This is a genomic window from Amycolatopsis sp. YIM 10 (assembly GCF_009429145.1).
Taxonomy (GTDB): domain Bacteria; phylum Actinomycetota; class Actinomycetes; order Mycobacteriales; family Pseudonocardiaceae; genus Amycolatopsis.
The window spans coordinates 4,826,003-4,842,224 of the sequence record NZ_CP045480.1 but is presented as its reverse complement, the minus strand read 5'-3'; the positions used below and the strand labels follow the sequence as shown (position 1 = coordinate 4,842,224).

The 16,222-nt window shown below is 70.9% G+C and carries 15 protein-coding genes; 7 read left to right on the top strand and 8 right to left on the bottom strand.

Translation table 11 applies throughout. The features are described from left to right. The first annotated feature begins 26 nt into the window (after window positions 1–26). Window positions 27–1,409 carry a serine/threonine-protein kinase gene (locus YIM_RS23150; RefSeq protein ID WP_153032331.1) on the top strand — a complete coding sequence of 461 codons (1,383 nt, stop codon included), beginning with the start codon at window positions 27–29 and terminating at the stop codon, window positions 1,407–1,409. A gap of 5 nt (window positions 1,410–1,414) precedes the next feature. On the opposite strand, the gene YIM_RS23145 is transcribed toward YIM_RS23150, so the two are convergent. Continuing rightward, a complete protein-coding gene (locus YIM_RS23145) occupies window positions 1,415–2,623 on the bottom strand; it encodes a hypothetical protein (RefSeq protein ID WP_153032330.1) in 1,209 nt (402 codons plus the stop codon). Next, window positions 2,623–3,660 (bottom strand): hypothetical protein, encoded by a 1,038-nt coding sequence (locus YIM_RS23140; protein ID WP_153032329.1) that lies wholly within the window; start codon window positions 3,658–3,660, stop codon window positions 2,623–2,625. Before YIM_RS23140 ends, YIM_RS23145 begins: the two co-directional genes overlap by 1 nt. A 60-nt stretch (window positions 3,661–3,720) precedes the next feature. Between YIM_RS23140 and YIM_RS23135 the strand changes: the two genes are divergently transcribed. Together YIM_RS23135 and YIM_RS23130 are read left to right on the top strand one after the other, a co-directional pair. Further along, window positions 3,721–4,848: a BTAD domain-containing putative transcriptional regulator gene (locus YIM_RS23135; protein ID WP_153032328.1), complete on the top strand. Its 1,128-nt coding sequence runs from the start codon at window positions 3,721–3,723 to the stop codon at window positions 4,846–4,848. A 56-nt stretch (window positions 4,849–4,904) separates the two neighbouring features. Further along, window positions 4,905–6,848, top strand: a complete 1,944-nt coding sequence (locus YIM_RS23130) for an aconitate hydratase (RefSeq protein ID WP_153032327.1) — start codon at window positions 4,905–4,907, stop codon at window positions 6,846–6,848. 73 nt (window positions 6,849–6,921) lie between these two features. Here YIM_RS23130 and YIM_RS23125 read toward each other — a convergent pair whose 3' ends face one another. From YIM_RS23125 to YIM_RS23110, 4 genes are read right to left on the bottom strand one after another with little or no spacing between them, the layout of a single operon-like run. Continuing rightward, window positions 6,922–7,452, bottom strand: coding sequence for a small multidrug efflux protein (locus YIM_RS23125; protein WP_153032326.1), 531 nt, complete (start codon window positions 7,450–7,452; stop codon window positions 6,922–6,924). Beyond that, the gene (locus YIM_RS23120) at window positions 7,449–8,099 is read right to left on the bottom strand and encodes an NADPH-dependent F420 reductase (RefSeq protein ID WP_153032325.1); all 651 of its coding nucleotides are present in this window, start codon (window positions 8,097–8,099) and stop codon (window positions 7,449–7,451) included. The genes YIM_RS23125 and YIM_RS23120 overlap by 4 nt, the downstream gene beginning before the upstream one ends. Then, the gene (locus YIM_RS23115) at window positions 8,096–9,166 is read right to left on the bottom strand and encodes an LLM class flavin-dependent oxidoreductase (protein ID WP_153032324.1); all 1,071 of its coding nucleotides are present in this window, start codon (window positions 9,164–9,166) and stop codon (window positions 8,096–8,098) included. The genes YIM_RS23120 and YIM_RS23115 overlap by 4 nt, the downstream gene beginning before the upstream one ends. A 20-nt stretch (window positions 9,167–9,186) precedes the next feature. Continuing rightward, window positions 9,187–9,834: a hydrolase gene (locus tag YIM_RS23110; RefSeq protein ID WP_228004926.1), complete on the bottom strand. Its 648-nt coding sequence runs from the start codon at window positions 9,832–9,834 to the stop codon at window positions 9,187–9,189. Window positions 9,835–9,994: 160 nt separating this feature from the next. On the opposite strand from YIM_RS23110, the gene YIM_RS23105 reads away from it, so the two are divergent. Continuing rightward, on the top strand, window positions 9,995–10,924 hold the full coding sequence (locus YIM_RS23105; RefSeq protein ID WP_370469026.1) for a LysR family transcriptional regulator: 930 nt from the start codon (window positions 9,995–9,997) through the stop codon (window positions 10,922–10,924). 24 nt (window positions 10,925–10,948) lie between these two features. On the opposite strand, the gene YIM_RS23100 is transcribed toward YIM_RS23105, so the two are convergent. After that, window positions 10,949–11,863, bottom strand: a complete 915-nt coding sequence (locus YIM_RS23100; protein ID WP_153032321.1) for an alpha/beta hydrolase — start codon at window positions 11,861–11,863, stop codon at window positions 10,949–10,951. Window positions 11,864–11,970: 107 nt separating this feature from the next. Here YIM_RS23100 and YIM_RS23095 point away from each other — a divergent pair, with 107 nt between their 5' ends. From YIM_RS23095 to YIM_RS23085, 3 genes are all read left to right on the top strand, one after another. Then, window positions 11,971–12,387: a MarR family winged helix-turn-helix transcriptional regulator gene (locus YIM_RS23095; RefSeq protein ID WP_153032320.1), complete on the top strand. Its 417-nt coding sequence runs from the start codon at window positions 11,971–11,973 to the stop codon at window positions 12,385–12,387. 105 nt (window positions 12,388–12,492) lie between these two features. Continuing rightward, the gene (locus tag YIM_RS23090; protein ID WP_228004925.1) at window positions 12,493–14,022 is read left to right on the top strand and encodes an ABC transporter substrate-binding protein; all 1,530 of its coding nucleotides are present in this window, start codon (window positions 12,493–12,495) and stop codon (window positions 14,020–14,022) included. Next, on the top strand, window positions 14,022–15,776 hold the full coding sequence (locus tag YIM_RS23085; protein ID WP_228004924.1) for an ABC transporter permease subunit: 1,755 nt from the start codon (window positions 14,022–14,024) through the stop codon (window positions 15,774–15,776). Before YIM_RS23090 ends, YIM_RS23085 begins: the two co-directional genes overlap by 1 nt. Here the strand turns inward: YIM_RS23085 and YIM_RS23080 are convergent, their stop codons facing one another. Continuing rightward, window positions 15,777–16,214, bottom strand: coding sequence for a MerR family transcriptional regulator (locus tag YIM_RS23080; protein ID WP_153032319.1), 438 nt, complete (start codon window positions 16,212–16,214; stop codon window positions 15,777–15,779). Window positions 16,215–16,222 lie beyond the last annotated feature (8 nt).

The following is a 16,222-nucleotide window of genomic DNA, read 5'->3' as shown; positions in this document are numbered from 1 at the left end:
GGACTGGTCGGGTGAACGGGGGGCGGATGTCGCCGCGGGTCGGGGAAGAGTTCGGTGGGTTCCGGATCGACGGGGTGATCGGCCGCGGTGGTATGGGCGTGGTCTATCGCGCCTGGCAGCACCGCATGCGACGGCCGGTGGCGCTGAAGGTCCTGCCGCCCGAGTACGCCGAGGACCCGGTCTACCGCGAGCGCTTCGGCCGGGAGGCGGCCGCGCTGGCCAGGCTCGACTCCCCGCACGTGGTGGCCATTCACGACCACGGCGAGGTGGACGGCTGCCTGTACCTGGCGATGCAACTGGTCGACGGACCGGACCTGACCCGCGTGCTCGAAGGCGGGCCGATGGACCCGGCCCGCGCCCTGGCGGTGGTGGACCAGGTGGTCTCCGCGCTCGGCGACGCGCACGCGATCGGCGTGGTGCACCGGGATGTCAAGGCGGGCAACGTACTGCTGCGCCCCCGGGCCGAGCACCACGACGAGGACTTCGCGTACCTGTGCGACTTCGGCATCGCCCGCTCCGCCGAGGTCGACCACACCGCGGAGACCAGCGGCGTGATCGGCACCGTCGGCTACATGGCACCGGAACGCCTGCACGGCGCGCCCGCCACCGCGGCTTCGGACGTCTACGCCGTGGGCTGCCTGCTCTGGGTGATGCTGACCGGCGACCTGCCCTACCGGGGCAGCCAGCCGGAGGTGATCATCGCGCACGAGCGGGCCCCGATCCCGCAGCTGGTCGTCGACGACCAGCGCACCGCGTCGGTCAACGCCCTGCTGAGGGCGCTGCTTGCCAAGGATCCGAACGACCGCCCGACCGTGCGCGAAGCGCGTGACCGCATCCGCGCGATCCGCGCCGACGCTCCCTCGCGTGCCGACGCCGCCCCCGAGCGGCCGATCCGGCGCCGCCGCTGGTGGCCGGCGGCGGTGGCGGGTGCGGCTTTGGTGGCCGCGATCGGTGTCACCGCGACGATCCTGCTCTCGTCAGGCGCCTCGGCCACCGACCGCGTCGCGCTCAGCACCCCCGCCGGACTCACCTGCGACGCGGTGTCCCCGTCGGACGAGAAGGTGCGCGCGCAGGTCGTCTGCCGGACCGGCGGCGAGGTCGGGGAACTCCGCATCGCCGCGCTCGACGACAACGACGCGGTCACCGCCTACCTGCGCACGGCCGCGGGAGTGGACCCGGCCGGGCTGATCGACGGCCGGTGCCCGGACGACCTGCCCGCCAAGCAGTCCTGGTCACGGGACGGCCGCGGGGGCCGGCTCGTCTGCACGGTGCTCGGCACGACCACCCGCTTCGCCTGGACCGACGAGAAGCAGTCGACCGTTTCCGTGCTCGACGGCCGGGTCGGCACCCCCTACCCAGCCGATCTGCGCGCGGTGGAGGACTTCTTCACCGGGCTCCGCTTCGGCTGAGGAGGTCATCCCGCTCCGCGCTGCCAGCGTTCCAGCAGCGCGTCCGGCGACGAACCGGGCGCACCGAAGAACAGTCCGTAGACCAGTTGCTCGTCGTGGTCGAAGTAGATGGTCGGGCTGAAGTCGTCCGCTGTGACGAACCGGATCAACTGGCCGAGCGTCGGCCCGCCCAGCCGGTTCCAGGTGCGCACCTCGACGCTGCCGGGGACCACGCCACCGTCCGCGGCGTTCTCCGTGCGCAGGTCGGTCAGGGCTGTCCGGTCCGCGGCCGTGCTGAACACCAGCATCGCTCCGTCGGACGTCGGGCACTTGACCGTCTCCGCGGTGCCCGTGGTGGCGGCCACCGCGACGCATTTCGCGGACGGCTCGTTGACCACGTGCGACCGCGCGAAGGCCCACAACGTGCCGGAGGCGAACGCGGCGCCTGGCACTTCCGGGCGCTTCAGCACCCCGAACTGTCTGGTGTCGTAGAACTCCGCGAGCGCCGGGAGCCCCGTCTTCTGCGCCACGAGGGTGGCGCTGACCGGCCGCGGGCTGTCGGCGTCCCAGTAGATCGTCGATTCGCCCGAGGCCAGTTCCCGCATCGCGAAAGCCGCGCCCGGCCCCGAAGTCGCCGCCGAACGCACCGCGGTGGCGTCTTCGACGAGCTTGCGGGACTCGGCGAGCCTGCCCGGCACGTCGTAGGTGACCAGGGTCAGCGAGTGCAGTCCGGCGTCGCAGCCGACTCGTTCCAGCTCACCGGGTTTCGCCGGTTGCTGTGCGCAGCGGACCGCGCCGTCGAGCAGGCGGGCGCCGAGCGCGCGGTAGCGACCCGCCACCTGGTCCAGCGCGTACCGGTCGGGCGCCGGTGCGGGTGGCTCGTCCTGGTTCCGGAAGAAAACCACCACCCCGGCCGCGACCGCGGCCACCACCAGGATCACCGCCCCGGCGATCGGCCACGCCCGGCGACCGCGCGATGGCAGCTTCCTGGTTGGCGGACGCTGCCGCGGACCGCTCCAGGTCAGCCGGTTCTCCTTCTCCGCCACCGTCGGGTTCAGCGGTGGCCCGGTGCGGCCGGGGTCGGCCGCCGCCGCCACGAGCGCGTCGATTTCGTCGGCGGTGAAAGCACTTCCCGACTGGTTCAGCGCGGAACGCAGGGCGACGGGATCGGTGAGCGCGTGCCGCCCGAAACGGCGCGCGACTTCGGCGAGCCGGGGATCGGCGTGGTGGTCCATCACGCGTCCGGGTCCGCCCAGAACGCGCGCAGCGCCTGCTGCTCGCTGCTGCTCGCCTGCATGTACACCGCGACGCCGGTGGCGTCTTCGTCGAAGTACAGCCGGGCGAAGCCCTCTTCCGGTTCCAGGAAACGGATCCGCGTGCCGTCGCCCGTGCGCGGCGTGCCCACCGGGATGCCCGCGCGAACGCCCGGCTGGCCAGGCACGTATTCCCAGCGCAGGGACCGGATCGAGCCGGGTCGCGCGCCGTCGTTGTCGGTCAGCAGCACTTCACGAAGGGCGTCGAGCTGACCGGGGTCGAGCAGCTTGCGGAAGCTGGCGATGATGCCGGAGCCCAGCTCGCAGGTGACGCTTTCCTGGACTCCGACCCCCGCTTCGGCGGTCTCGCAGCGGACACCGGGGTTGCCGAGGTACGGCTTCGCCGCGGCGAGCAGTTGCGGATCGGTGAAGGCGGCGCTCGGATCGGGAACTTCCGGAGCGGCCTGGGACTCGGACGGCGGCGCCGGAGCCGTGGACAGTGGCGCGGTGGACAGTGGAGCGGTCGTGGATGGCGCGACCGGCGGCCCGTCGGCGTTGTTCTCGCCGCCACCGCCCAGGGCCAGCGTCACGCCGGTGGTGGCGAGAGCCGCCACCACCACGGCGGCACCGGCCACCACGGCGATCCGCCTGCCGCGCCGCGGGTTTCCGCTGTTCAGAACGCTGGTCAGCTCGGTGGTCGGTGCGTTGGCCGCCGACGTGTCACGGGGAAGATAGCCCAGCGCCGCGCCGAGCTGGCCGCACGCCCATTCCGCGGCGCCACCACCACCGCAGGCCGCCACCGCCGCCCGCCGCGCGTCGTCCGAGCTCCCCGCGTTTTCGAGCACGGCACGCATCCGGTCGGGCGCACCGGCCGCCGCCGCGGCGGTGAGTGCCCCGATCTCCGCGTCCGTCGGCGGGACGGGGAGGCTGCGCAGCGCACCGGTGAGAACGATCGGATCGGAGAGCGCGGCACGGCCGTGCCGGTCGACTATCTCCTCGAGTGCGGTCAAGGTGCTCATGGTGATCAGTAGATCGCACCGCGCTTCAAGTTCGCTTCAACCCGTGGCGATGGACCTGGAATGATCGTCGGCGTGGTGGTGGAGGTGCGCTTGCTCGGGCCGGTCGAGCTGGTCGTCGACGGGGTGCCCGCGACGCCGGGCGGACCGCGGCCGCGCGCGGTGCTCGCGGTGCTGGCCGCCTCCGGCGGAGCCCCGGTCAGCGCCGACCGGCTGGCCGAGGCGGTGTACTCCGACACCGGCCGCCCCGCCGCCCGCGCCACCGTCCAGGTCCACGTGCACCACCTGCGGCAGAGCCTGGGCGCGCACGGGACAGCGCTGCGGCACGGACCGGGCGGGTACCAGCTGGCCGGTGTCCGTGCCGACGTCCGTGCGGTCGAGGACGCGATCGGCCGGGCGCGGGCCGCGGACCAGGCACGAGACCTCCAGGCCGCCGCGGCCGGCTACCGGCAGGCGCTCGAACTGTGGCGCGGCGCGTTCTGCAGCGACCTGCCCGACCACGTCGCGCTCGATCCCGCGCGGCGCCTCTACGCCGAAATGCGCTGGGAGGCACTGGAAGCGCGGATCGCCACGGACCTGCGCGCGGGTGGTGCGCCGGGGCTGGTGCGGGAACTCGAAGGCCTGGTCGCCGAGCAGCCGCTGCGCGAGCGGTTCTGGGGGCAGCTGATGGTCGCGTTGTACCAGGAAGGACGCCAGTCCGAAGCGCTGGACCGGTACCGGCAGGCTCGGCAGGTGCTGGCCGATCAGGCGGGGGTCGATCCGGGGCCGGCGTTGCGCGAGCTGGAACGCGCCGTACTCGCCCACGCCGGGACCGCCACCCTGCTGCGGGTGGCCGCGCCCGGCGCGGAACCCACCGGCAGGCCCATGCTGACCTGGGTCGACGGCACCGGCCGGGCGCGCAGGCGGGATCTGCCCGTGAGCGGCCGCCTGGTCATCGGCCGGGACGAGGGCGCCGACGTCGCCTTGCGGCACGACGGCGCCGTATCCCGCCGCCACGCCGAGATCTCCCAGGAGGCGGGCGTGCCGATGCTGACGGACCTGGGTTCAAGCAACGGCACCTTCCACAACGGCGAACGAGTCGGAGACCCGGTCCGGCTGGCGGCCGGCGACCTCGTGCGCTGCGGCGACACGGTGCTCGCGGTGACGTCCGGGGTCTCGGTCAGCCCCATCGACGGAACCACCCGTTCCTGAGACCCCGGCGGGACCGCGCGGGCATACCCGAAGCGGTCCGCGGGTACACCCTGGTCATGGGACGCAACCTGGCCCGGAAGCTGATCGAGTCGCACCTGGTCGGCGGTGAGATGACGCCCGGCTCGGCCATCGAAATCCAGGTCGACCAGACGCTGACGCAGGACGCCACCGGCACGCTGGTGATGCAGGAACTCGAGGCGCTGGGCCTGGGCCGCGCCCGCACCGAGGTCAGCGTGCAGTACGTGGACCACAACCTGCTCCAATCGGACGAGAAGAACGCCGAGGACCACCTGTACCTGCAGTCGGCGTGCCGCCGGTTCGGGTTGTGGTTCTCCAAGGCGGGCAACGGCGTCTCCCACCCGACGCACATGCAGCGCTTCGGTGTCCCCGGCAGGACGATGGCGGGATCGGACTCGCACACCTGCGCCGCGGGATCACTGGGCATGCTCGCGATCGGCGTCGGCGGCCTGGAAGTGGCCACGGCCATCGCCGGGCGCCCGCTGCGCCTGCGCATGCCCGAGATCTGGGGCGTCGAGCTGACCGGGCAGCTGCCGCCGTGGTCCTCGGCCAAGGACGTGATCCTGGAAATGCTGCGGCGGCACGGTGTCCGCGGCGGGCTGAACCGGATCATCGAATACCACGGCCCCGGGGTGGCGACGCTGTCCGCGATGGACCGGCACGTCATCGCGAACATGGGCGCCGAACTCGGCGCCACCACCACCGTCTTTCCCGCCGACGACGCCGTGCGCGCGTTCCTCCTGGCCGAGGAACGCGCGTCGGACTTCCGCGAACTGTCCGCCGATCCGGACGCCGGCTACGACCTCACCGACCACATCGAACTGTCCTCTGTGGAGCCTTTGCTCGCCAGGCCGTCGTCACCCGGCGACGTGGTCCCCGTTCGCGAGGCCGCGGGGACGGCGATCAACCAGGTCGTGATCGGCTCGTCGGCCAACCCGGGGCTTCGCGACTTCGCCATCGCCGCGGCGATCCTCAAAGGACAGCAGGCCGACCACGCCGTCAGCCTGGACATCAATCCCTCGTCCCGGCAGATCTTCGCCGACCTGACCAAAATGGGTGCCACCACCGACCTGATCAGCGCGGGCGCGCGGATCCACCAGGCCGGGTGCATGGGCTGCATCGGCATGGGCCAGGCCCCGGCCGCGGGCAGCAACTCCCTGCGGACCTTTCCCCGCAACTTCCCCGGCCGCTCCGGCACCCCGGAGGATTCGGTGTGGTTGTGCTCCCCGGAAACCGCGGCGGCGTCCGCGCTCACCGGCGTCATCACCGACCCCCGTGACCTCGGCATCGAGTACCCCCGGCTGGAACTGCCCACCACAGCGACGGTGAACACCGCCATGCTCGTGCCGCCGCTGCCACCCGACCAGGCAGCGGGCGAAGACCTCGTGCGCGGGCCGAACATCTCCACCCTGCCGGACTTCCCGCCCCTGCCGGAACGGATCGAAGCGCCGGTTCTGCTCAAACTCGGCGATGACGTGTCCACCGACGAAATCTCCCCCGCCGGGGCCCGCGCGCTGCCCTATCGATCGAACGTGCCGAAGCTCGCCGACTTCACCTTCACCCGGCTCGACGAGAACTACCCGGCACGCGCCCGCGAGGTAGCTGACGCCACCGGACACATCGTCGTGGGCGGGCAGAACTACGGACAGGGCTCATCCCGCGAGCACGCCGCGATCACCCCGCGCTATCTCGGTCTCCACGCGGTGATCGCCCAGTCGTTCGCGCGGATCCACTGGCAGAACCTCGCCAACTTCGGCGTGCTCGCCCTCGAGTTCACCGATCCCGGCGACTACGACCGCATCGAACAGGGCGACGTGCTCGTACTCGACCACCTGCCGGCCGCGCTGCGGGCCGACGAGCCGGAACTGACCGTGCGGAACACCAGTAAGGACGAGACCTGCCGCCTGCGGCACCGGCTCTCACCCGCACAGATCGAGGCTGTGCTCGCAGGCGGCCTGATCCCGCAACTGGCCCGCGGCTGAACCGCACCAGTGCCGCCCGGGCACCGTCGCCATTCCGCCATCATGACCGCTGCCCGGTCACCGCGTTCCGGTTTCAGGCCGGAACGACGAACTGGAGCGCGAGCCAGGCCGAGACGGTCGCCACGGTCGTCCAGATAACGATTGCCACTGCCTGCCAGAACAACACCCGCTTTCGCGGCGTCCCGCCGGCGACGAGCATCGCGGACATGAACTGGGTCGGGATGGCGAGCGGGCCGAGCAGGCTCGCGCCGGGAACCCCGAAACGCGCAAGGGCCTTCTTGAACCGCTTGCGCCCCTTGGACTCGGGCTTGGCGGGTGCGCTCTCCCGGGGAGCGGTGTCATGGGCCGCGCGGTGGTTCACCACGGCGGTGCGGGCCTTCGAGGCGAGAAGCACGACAACGAGAACGCAGAGAAAGTTCCCCACGGCCGCGGCGATCCCCGCGACGATGGGATTGAGGCCACCCACGACACCGATCAAGGACGCCACCTCCCCCTCGATCGACGGGATCGCACCGGCGAGCGCCACGATGACAGGTTGGACGATCTCGGGGACCTTTCCCACGAGATCTTGGAAATTGCTGACGAGTTGCTCAACGGGGCTCATCGTGGGATTCCTTGCGTGGGCAGACTGGTGAGAGTGCGAAGCCGGTCGGCGCCGACGTTGGCGCCGAAGGCGGGAGTGCCGGGCTCGAGCCGGGCGCCCGCCGCGAGGTCACCGATGGCGAGTGGGTCGAACCCCAGTGTGTCGACCAGCTTCGACACGGCGGCGAGATCCTCGGGTGAGTCACCGGCGATCGCGATCGCCTTGCGCCCGGGGTCGCCGGATGGGCGAGCACCGTCTTCGAGGTCGTGATAACCCATGTGGTTGAAGGCTTTCACCACCCGCGCGCCCGCCAGGAACTGCTGCACGGCTTCGCTCGACGAGACACCGGGCGGGACGATCGTGTCGCGCGGACCATCGATTTCCCACCAGTGGTTCATCGCGTCGACGACCAGCTTCCCCGCCAGTTCCCGGATCGGGAGGTTGCGGTGCTTGCCGAGCGGCAGGGCGAGAATCACCACGTCGGCGGCCTCCGCGGCCTCGGCAGGCCACACGGCGGTCGCACCGGGGGTGAGGACCTCGGTGGTCAGTGCGATCTTCGCGGGGTCACCGGACCCGGAGACCACGACTCGGTAACCGGCCGCGACCGCCAGGCGCGCCAGGACGGTGCCGACCTTCCCGGCACCCAGGATCCCGACGGTGGTGGTCACCGTGTCGCTCCCGCCGTGGTGGCGGGCTGTTCGGCCAGAAGCTCGCGGACCCGGGGAATGACCTGGGTGCCGTACAACTCGACCGAACGCAGCCGGGCAGTCGCGGAAACGGTGCCCGCGGCGGAATAGATCATGTCGAACCGGCCCGCGTCCAGCGCCCGGATCGCGTGGGCGATCTTGGTCGCGACGGTCTCGGGCGAACCGACGTACAGCGATCCGCGTGCCACCTCGGCGTCGAACTCTTCGCGGCGGATCGGCGGCCATCCGCGCAGCGCCCCGATCCGGTCGCGCGTCTCCTTGAACCCGGGGTAGAACAGTTCCTTCGCCTCGGCATCGGTGGCGGCCACGAACCCGGGCGAGTGCATGCCGACCGGCTGTGCGGTGGTGCCGAGTTCCTGGTTCGCCCGCCGGTAAAGATCCACGTAGGAGGCAAACCGGGCGGGTGCGCCGCCGATGATGGCGAGCATGAGCCCGAACCCGTAGCGGGCGGTGCGGAGCACCGACTGCGGTGACCCGCCGACGCCCACCCAGGTCCTGAGTCGCCCCGAATCGGTCTTCGGGTACACGTCCGCGTCGTTCAGCGCGGCGCGGGTGGTGCCCTCCCAGGTGACCGGCTTCTCGTCCAGTAGCCGGTGGAACAGCTCGATCTTCTCCTCGAACAGCACCTCGTAGTCGGTCAGGTCGTACCCGAACAGCGGGAACGACTCGGTGAACGAACCACGGCCGAGGATCACCTCCGCCCGGCCGCCGGAAAGCGCGTCCACGGTCGCGAACCGCTGGAAGACCCGCACCGGATCGTCCGAGGACAGCACCGTCACGCCGGAGGCGAGCCGGATGCGCTTCGTGGCGGTCGCGATGCCGGCCAGCACCGTTTCCGGACTGGAGATCGCGAACTCCGGCCGGTGGTGCTCCCCCAACGCGACCACGTCGATGCCGACCTCGTCGGCCAGCACGGCCTCGGTCACCGCGGCGCGGATCGCCTGCGCGTGCGAGACGACCTCACCCCGATCGTCACGGGGCCGGTCCCCGAAGCTGTCGATCCCGAACTCGATCTTCGAAACGTCCATGGGAATTCTCAGCGCTTTCGTCACGCGGTGGGTGTGGCCAGCAGTTGCAGTTCCCAGGTGAGCGCGATTCCGCTGCCGCCACCGTGTTCGAAGAGAATCTCCGAGAGCTCGGCGGTCCTTTCCTCGCGGGCCCAGTCACGCTGCCATTCGCCGGACACGGCCATCCAGGTGATGGGCACCACGCCGGCCTGCACCATGCGACGCACCGCCATGTCGTGTGCCTCGGCGGTGACCCCGCCACTGGCGTCCGTGACGACAAAGACGTCGTAGCCCCCACTCAGCGCCTGGATGGCGGGCATGGCGACGCAGATCTCGGTCCACAGCCCGGCAAGGATCAGTTTCTTGCGGCCCGTCTTCTCCACCACGTCGACGACACGACGGTCTTCCCAGGTGTTGATGGACGTGCGATTGATCGGCTTCTGGTCCGGGAAGACGTTCTGGATGCCCTTGATGAGGTGGCCGCCACGTTCTTCGATCACCGTGGTCAGCACGGTGGGGACATCGAACACCTTCGCGAGCTTGGCCAGGCCGACGGCGTTGTTGGCGACCATGGTGGCCTCGTGGCTGTTGAGGTTGGCGAACTGGAAGGGCTGGTGGTCGATGAGCACCAGAACGCTCTCCTCGGGGGTGAGCAGTGCCTCGAGTCCGGTCTTCGCGGTGCGCGTCACGATGTTCCTTCGGCGTGTCGGGGTGAAAGTCCGATGGTCAGAGCTGCGACCAGGACCGACGGGGACACAATGGACCGTCCCCCGTGGTGAAATCGACACTACGGCGGCCATCCGGCGGGCGTCCAAGACTTGTCCGGACGGCCGGCGGTAGGATTCGTCTATCGATATCAGTCCCCGCGTCCTCCGCTACTTCCTGGCCGTAGCCGAGGAACTCCACTTCGGCCGCGCGGCCACGCGCCTCTACATCGCGCAGCCGTCGCTGAGTCATCAGATCCGCAAGCTCGAGGAGACCCTCGGAACCCCGCTGTTCGTGCGTTCGAGCCGTAGCGTGCAGCTGACCGCCGCGGGCCGGACACTGGCTCGCGAGGCGCCGAAAGCGCTGGCCGCGCTGGAACAAGCCGTGCAGCGCACCCGCGAGGCCGGGGCGGGGATCGCGACGACGATCCGGCTGGGCTACACACCGGTGACCAGCTTCGACACGCTCACCGCGCTACTGGACGCCCTCCGGGAAGAGCACCCCGACCTCATGATCGACGCTCGGGAGTTCTTCAGCGCCGAGATCCCCGACCGGCTCCGTGCCGGTGACCTGGACGTCGGTCTCGCCCTCTCACCGCAGCTCCTCGACGGGGTGGGTGGCGAGCTTCTCCGCGAAGAGCCCGTCTCCGCGGTCCTCGGCGTTCACCACCGCCTCGCTGACGCACCGAGGATCCCGGTGACGGCCCTCCGCGACGAGACGCTGCTGCTGTTCGCCCGCCACCTCGCCCCGGCGTACTACGACAGCATCGTCGCCGCGTGCCACGAGGCGGGCTTCTCACCCGAGATCTGCGCATTCGACGAACCGCCGGTGAACGCCATGCTCGCCCGGCTCTCCAGCGGCCGCGAGGTCAGCCTGTCCCCCACGTCGTTCGCTGAGCACGCCGCGAAAACCAGCACCGGCATCGTTGTCCGTGACGTCGTCGATCCGCCGATCATGGCGGAACTTTCCGTGCTGTGGCCCGCGAACGACCCGTCACCCGCCATCGCGAACGTCGTCGACACCGCTCGACGATGCGCTGAGCGCAACAAGTGGCTGAGCAACCCCTCCACGTAATCGAGGTCCCCGGACCGTCACGACTTACAGGTTGGCCGAGTAGAAGTCGGCGAGGCGATCGACGGCGGCGTCGACGTACTCGGGCACGTCATACATCTCGTAATGACCGGCGCCCTCGATCACCATGAGGTCGACCGGGTTGGGTGCCAGTTTCCAGAGCTGCATGCCGGACTCGTACGAGCCGGTGTTGCCGATGCGTCCCGCGAGGACGACCTGCAGCGGCTGGGTCATGAGCTGATCGACCAGGTGGTACGCGTCGTAGCCCAGCAGCAACGAATCGCCGCGCGCGAGACGGCGGTTCGTCGAGTGCTCGCTTCCGCCCCGTTCGGTGCGGTAGAAGGTGATCGCCTGGGTCGTGTCGATGTCGGTCAGCCCGGCCGCGGCGGCATCCGCCAACGTGTCGGGCAGCCAGTTCACGCGGGTCGACTCACCGGCGCGGGTTTCCTCCAGGCGCGCGGCGGCCATGGCGTCGAGCGCGGCCACCGGGCCGTCCGGCTGGAAGCCGCGGAACGACGTGCCCATGTTGCCCGGGACGACCGTGCCGACCGCCTTGATGCGGTGGTCCGTGCGGGCGGTGTGCACCGCATAGCCTCCACCGGCGCAGATGCCGAGAACGCCGATGCGCTCCGGGTCGATCCCGGGGACCGTGCCGAGCGCGTCGATCGCGTAGGAGATGTCCTCGCCGCGGCGGTACGGGTCTTCGAGGTCGCGAGGCTCACCGCCACTCTGTCCCTGGTGGGCCGGGTCGAACACGAGCGCCGCGATGCCCCGGGCGGCAAGACGGGACGCGTAGTTCGCGCCGATCTGTTCCTTCACGCTGCTGCCCGGCGTGGAGAGCACCACGGCACGCAGTTGCCCGGTCTCGCCCGCACCGTCAGGGAAGTGGAGATCGGCCGCAAGCTCGAACGGCCCGCGCGGGATCGCGATGTGCTGAAGCACGTGGGAACGCCTTTCACGTAGGATTTGTTCGGTTATCAGCCATTCCGATGTCCGAACTAGTACAGAACCGAACTAGTACAGAACTGTACCACCCGAAGGGGGCCCGCGTGCCGGTCGATGCCGCCCAGCTGTGGACGCTGAACCATCGCTTGCTCACCGTCGTGCTGGACGGCTGCAGCGCCGAGCTGACCGCGCTCGGGTTGGACCCGAAGGAGTTCTTCGTGCTCGCCGAGGTGGCGGCGTCGCCGTATCCGGCCGAGCTGGCGGCGAAGCTGGTGATCCCCAAAGCCAGCGTGACGGTCTACGTGCGCAATCTCGTCGCAAAAGGGTTCCTGCGACGCGAGATCGACGACGCGGACCTCCGGCGGCACCGGCTCGTCCTGACTCCCGAGGGCGAGGCGGCACGGGACCACGCGCTCGCGGCACTCGCGACGGAGTTCGACAGCAGGCTGGCGAGGATCGCGCCTCGCGACCGCGCCGAGTTGCAGCGGATTCTCCTGGCCCTGCTCGAACCCGCGCAGTAGCCCGCGCTTGCTTGAGACTTCAATCACCTTGGTCAAGGTTGGCAAGGCTTGCCTTATAGGCTGCGCCCTGCCCCGCCGCCACGGAACCGAGCCGGGTGGACCCCCTTGAGCAAGACAGGACTCATCGTGCGTTCGACCCACGGCCTCGTTGCCGCCCTTGCCCTCGTGCCGTTGCTGGGAGGCTGCTTCACCGCGGGCGGCTCGTCCGAAACGAACACGACGACCGGCCGGCTGCGGGTCGTGCTGGCGGTACCGCCGGTGCAGGCCCTGTCCCCCTACAGCAACGACGCCACCGCGCTGGGCAAGCTGTCGGTGGCCGAAGGCCTCACCGCGCTGGATCGCGACGGCGCCGCGGTGCCCGCGCTGGCCACCTCGTGGACCCGCCCGGACGCCACCACCTGGGTGTTCGAACTGCGCAAGGCGAAGTTCCACGACGGCACCGAATTCACCGCCGATTCCGTGGTCGGCGCGCTCGATCACGCCAACGCGGCCAAGACCAAGCCCCGCGTGCTCAGCGACGTGTCGCTGACGGCGAAGGCAGACGACGCCGACACCGTCACGATCACCACGAAGTCCGCCGATCCGGTGCTGCCGCTCAGGCTCGCCAGCCCCGCGCTGGGCATCTTCTCCCCCAAGGCGTACGCCCCGGACGGCACCGTCAGCCCGGTCGGCACCGGAACCGGCCCCTTCAGGATCACCGGTCTCACCGGGAAAACCCAGGCGAGCCTGGATCGCTTCGACGACTACTGGGGCGGCAAGGCCAAGGCGTCCGGCATCGACGTGACCTGGGTCGCCGACGGCGCCGCCCGCACCAACGCCCTGCGCGCCGGAGAAGCCGACATCGCCGAGTGGATCCCGACCGCCCAGGCACCCCTGCTGGACGAGAACACGCGCCACGAGGTGCCCTCCGTCCGGGCCGACAGCCTCATTCTCAACACCTCCGCCGGGATCTTCACCGACCCGGCGCTGCGGGCGGCCGTGCGCGGCGCGGTGGACGGTTCCGCCCTGGTCGACTCGGTCTTCAGCGGTTATGCCGACGCCGGGCAGGGCCTGTTCGGCCCGGCCGTTCCCTGGGCGGCGGGTCAGCGGACCGGGGTGAGCGGGCGGCCGCAGGCCACGACCGTCGACGAAACCCGGTCGAAGACGCAGGGCAGGACGCTGCGCCTGGCCACCTACACCAACCGGGCCGAACTGCCCGAGGCCGCGACCGTCGTGCAACAGCAGCTGGAGCGAGCCGGTTTCACCGTGCAGCAGGATGTGCGCGAGTACACGCAGATGGAGGCGGACCTGCTCGCGGGCAAGTACGACGCGCTGATCCTGTCCAGGGTGACGCTTCTCGACACCGGTGACGCGGTCGCCTACCTCGCGAGCGACTACCTGAGCAACGGCGTCTACAACATCGCCGGGCTGAAGGACCCCGCGGTCGACCAGGCCATCACCGCGGCCGCCGAGGAAGGCGACACCGCGCTGCGACGGGAGAAGATCATGCGCGCGGAGGCGGAGATCCTGCGCACCGACGCCGTTGTCCCGCTGGTCCACGAGAAGGTCGTGCAAGGCGTCGGCACCGGCGTGGAAGGCGTGCTGCTCGACCCCCGCGAACGCTCGCTGATCAACCTCGACACCCACCTCAAGTAGTGCCGGGCGCACAACGGATCGGCGACCGGTGGCGCGCGGGCACCGGCCGCCTCGCCGCCGGAGGCGCCGTGCTCGCGGCCGTCGCTTTCCTGCCGTGGCTGTCCGGGACCGACCCCGCGCTGACGGTCCTGCGTGCCCGCTCCGCCGACCAGGCCCCCACTCCCGAGCAGCTGACCGCGGTACGCGAACAGCTGGGCCTGGACCGGGGTCCGCTCCCCCACCTCCTGCACTGGCTCGGCGGATTGCCCCGCGGAGACGCGGGCACGTCCTGGGTGTCGGGCACCCCGGTCCTGCCGGAGGTGATGAACGCGCTGGGGGTCTCCGTCACGCTGATGCTGGCCACGCTCGTGGTCACCATCGCGGTGGCCGCGCTGGTCAGCACCCGCACCCTGCACCTCGGCGCCAGGCGGCTGCTGCGAGAACACCGCACGGGCACGGGAGCCGCGTTGCTCGCCGCGCTGCCCAAGTTCCTGCTCGCCTCGCTGCTCGCCACCGTGTTCGGCGTGTGGCTGGGCTGGTTCCCGCCCGGCGGCTGGACCGGGCCGGCGTCGATGGTGCTGCCCGCGCTCGCTCTCGGGGTGCCCTCCGGAGCGGTGATCGGCGGCCTGCTCGAGCACGCCCTGCCCGCCACCTTCGGCGAGCCGTGGGTCCGGACCTGGCACGCCGCCGGGTTCCCGCCGGGCCGCATCGCCCGGCCCGCGCTGCGCCGCGCGCTGGCCGGAGTGCTCCCGCAACTGGTGCCCAGCGTGGTCAGCCTGGTGGGCGGCGCGGTCGCGGTGGAAAAGATCTTCAACATCCCGGGACTCGGCCGGCTCGCCTTGGACTCCGCCCTGGCCCAGGACCTCCCGCCGCTGCAAACCGCGACACTGCTCCTCGCACTGCTCGGCGTCGCGGCCGGTCTGCTCATCAAAACCGTGCGCCGCGGCCTGCTCGGCCCGGCCCTGCGCGGTGGCGAACTGGCCGCCGCCCCGGCACCAGCCCTCCGGCGCCGCCGCTCCACCGGCCGGCTGTTCGGCGCCTGCGCGCTCACCCTGTGCACGATCGTCCTCATCGGACTGTTCCGGGATCCGTCGCAAGTGGACACTGCGGCGCGCCTGCTGCCGCCATCGCTCACACATCCGCTGGGCACGGACGCACTCGGCCGCGACATGCTGGCCCGGCTGGGCCACGGAGCGCTGCGCACGGCAGGCGTCGCTCTCGCCGTGACCGCGGTCAGCGCCGTTCTCGGCGTGCTGCTCGGCATGGCGGGCCAAGCCGCTGCCGGGCTGACCGAAGTGGTGTCGACGCTGCCTGCCGTGCTGGCCGGATTGCTGACAACCGCCGTCACCGGGCCGTCGGTGTGGGGTGCCGCCTGCGCGGTGTGCCTGGTCGGCTGGACACCCTATGCCGCCCAGACCGCGGCGTTGCTCGAACAGGAACGGGCAACCGGCTACCTGCGGGCCTCGATCTCGTTCGGAGCCGGACCGGCGCACCTGCTCCGGCACCACCTGCTGCCCGCGGTCCTGCCCGCCGTCGTGCGCAACGCGCTCCTGCGCCTGCCCACCACCGTTCTGGTGCTGGCGTCACTCGGTTTCCTTGGTCTGGGCGAGCAACCACCCACGCCGGAATGGGGCCGCCTCCTCTCGGAAAACCAGCCGTACCTGGAGTTGTCGCCATGGACCACGCTGGGACCGGCGGGGGCGCTCATCCTGCTCTCCGTGCTCGCCGCCGCCGGTTCCCCCGTTCACCGGAACACCCGCCGCACTCCTTGTTGATCACGCGCGTCCTGCCGTCGGCGGATCGGTACCCAGTGCCCTGTCGACGGTCTGTTCGAGCTGTTCACGGAGGTGAGGGCAGTCCCGGACGGGATCGTCGCGAGGGCAGGTGAGCAGGTGCTCGAGCACGCGCTGGGCGTCCTGGAGCCGCTGGACCTGCTCGCGCATCACGGCGATGGACTCGTCGATGACCTGCCTGGTTCCGGCCCGATCCTCGGACGAGTGCTCCGAAAGCGCGGTGGCGGTGTCCGACAGGCTCATCATCCCGTCGCGGTGGAGCAGCTGGACGAGGGCGAGCCGGCGCAGTTCGTCGCGTCCGTAGGTGCGGACGGTTCCGCGCCGTCCGGCCGGTGGCAGCAGGCCGACCTGGTCGTAGTAGCGCAAAGCGGACACCGCGATGCCGAAGTGCCGCGCGACCTCGCTGATCGAGTAGTGCACGGCACCAT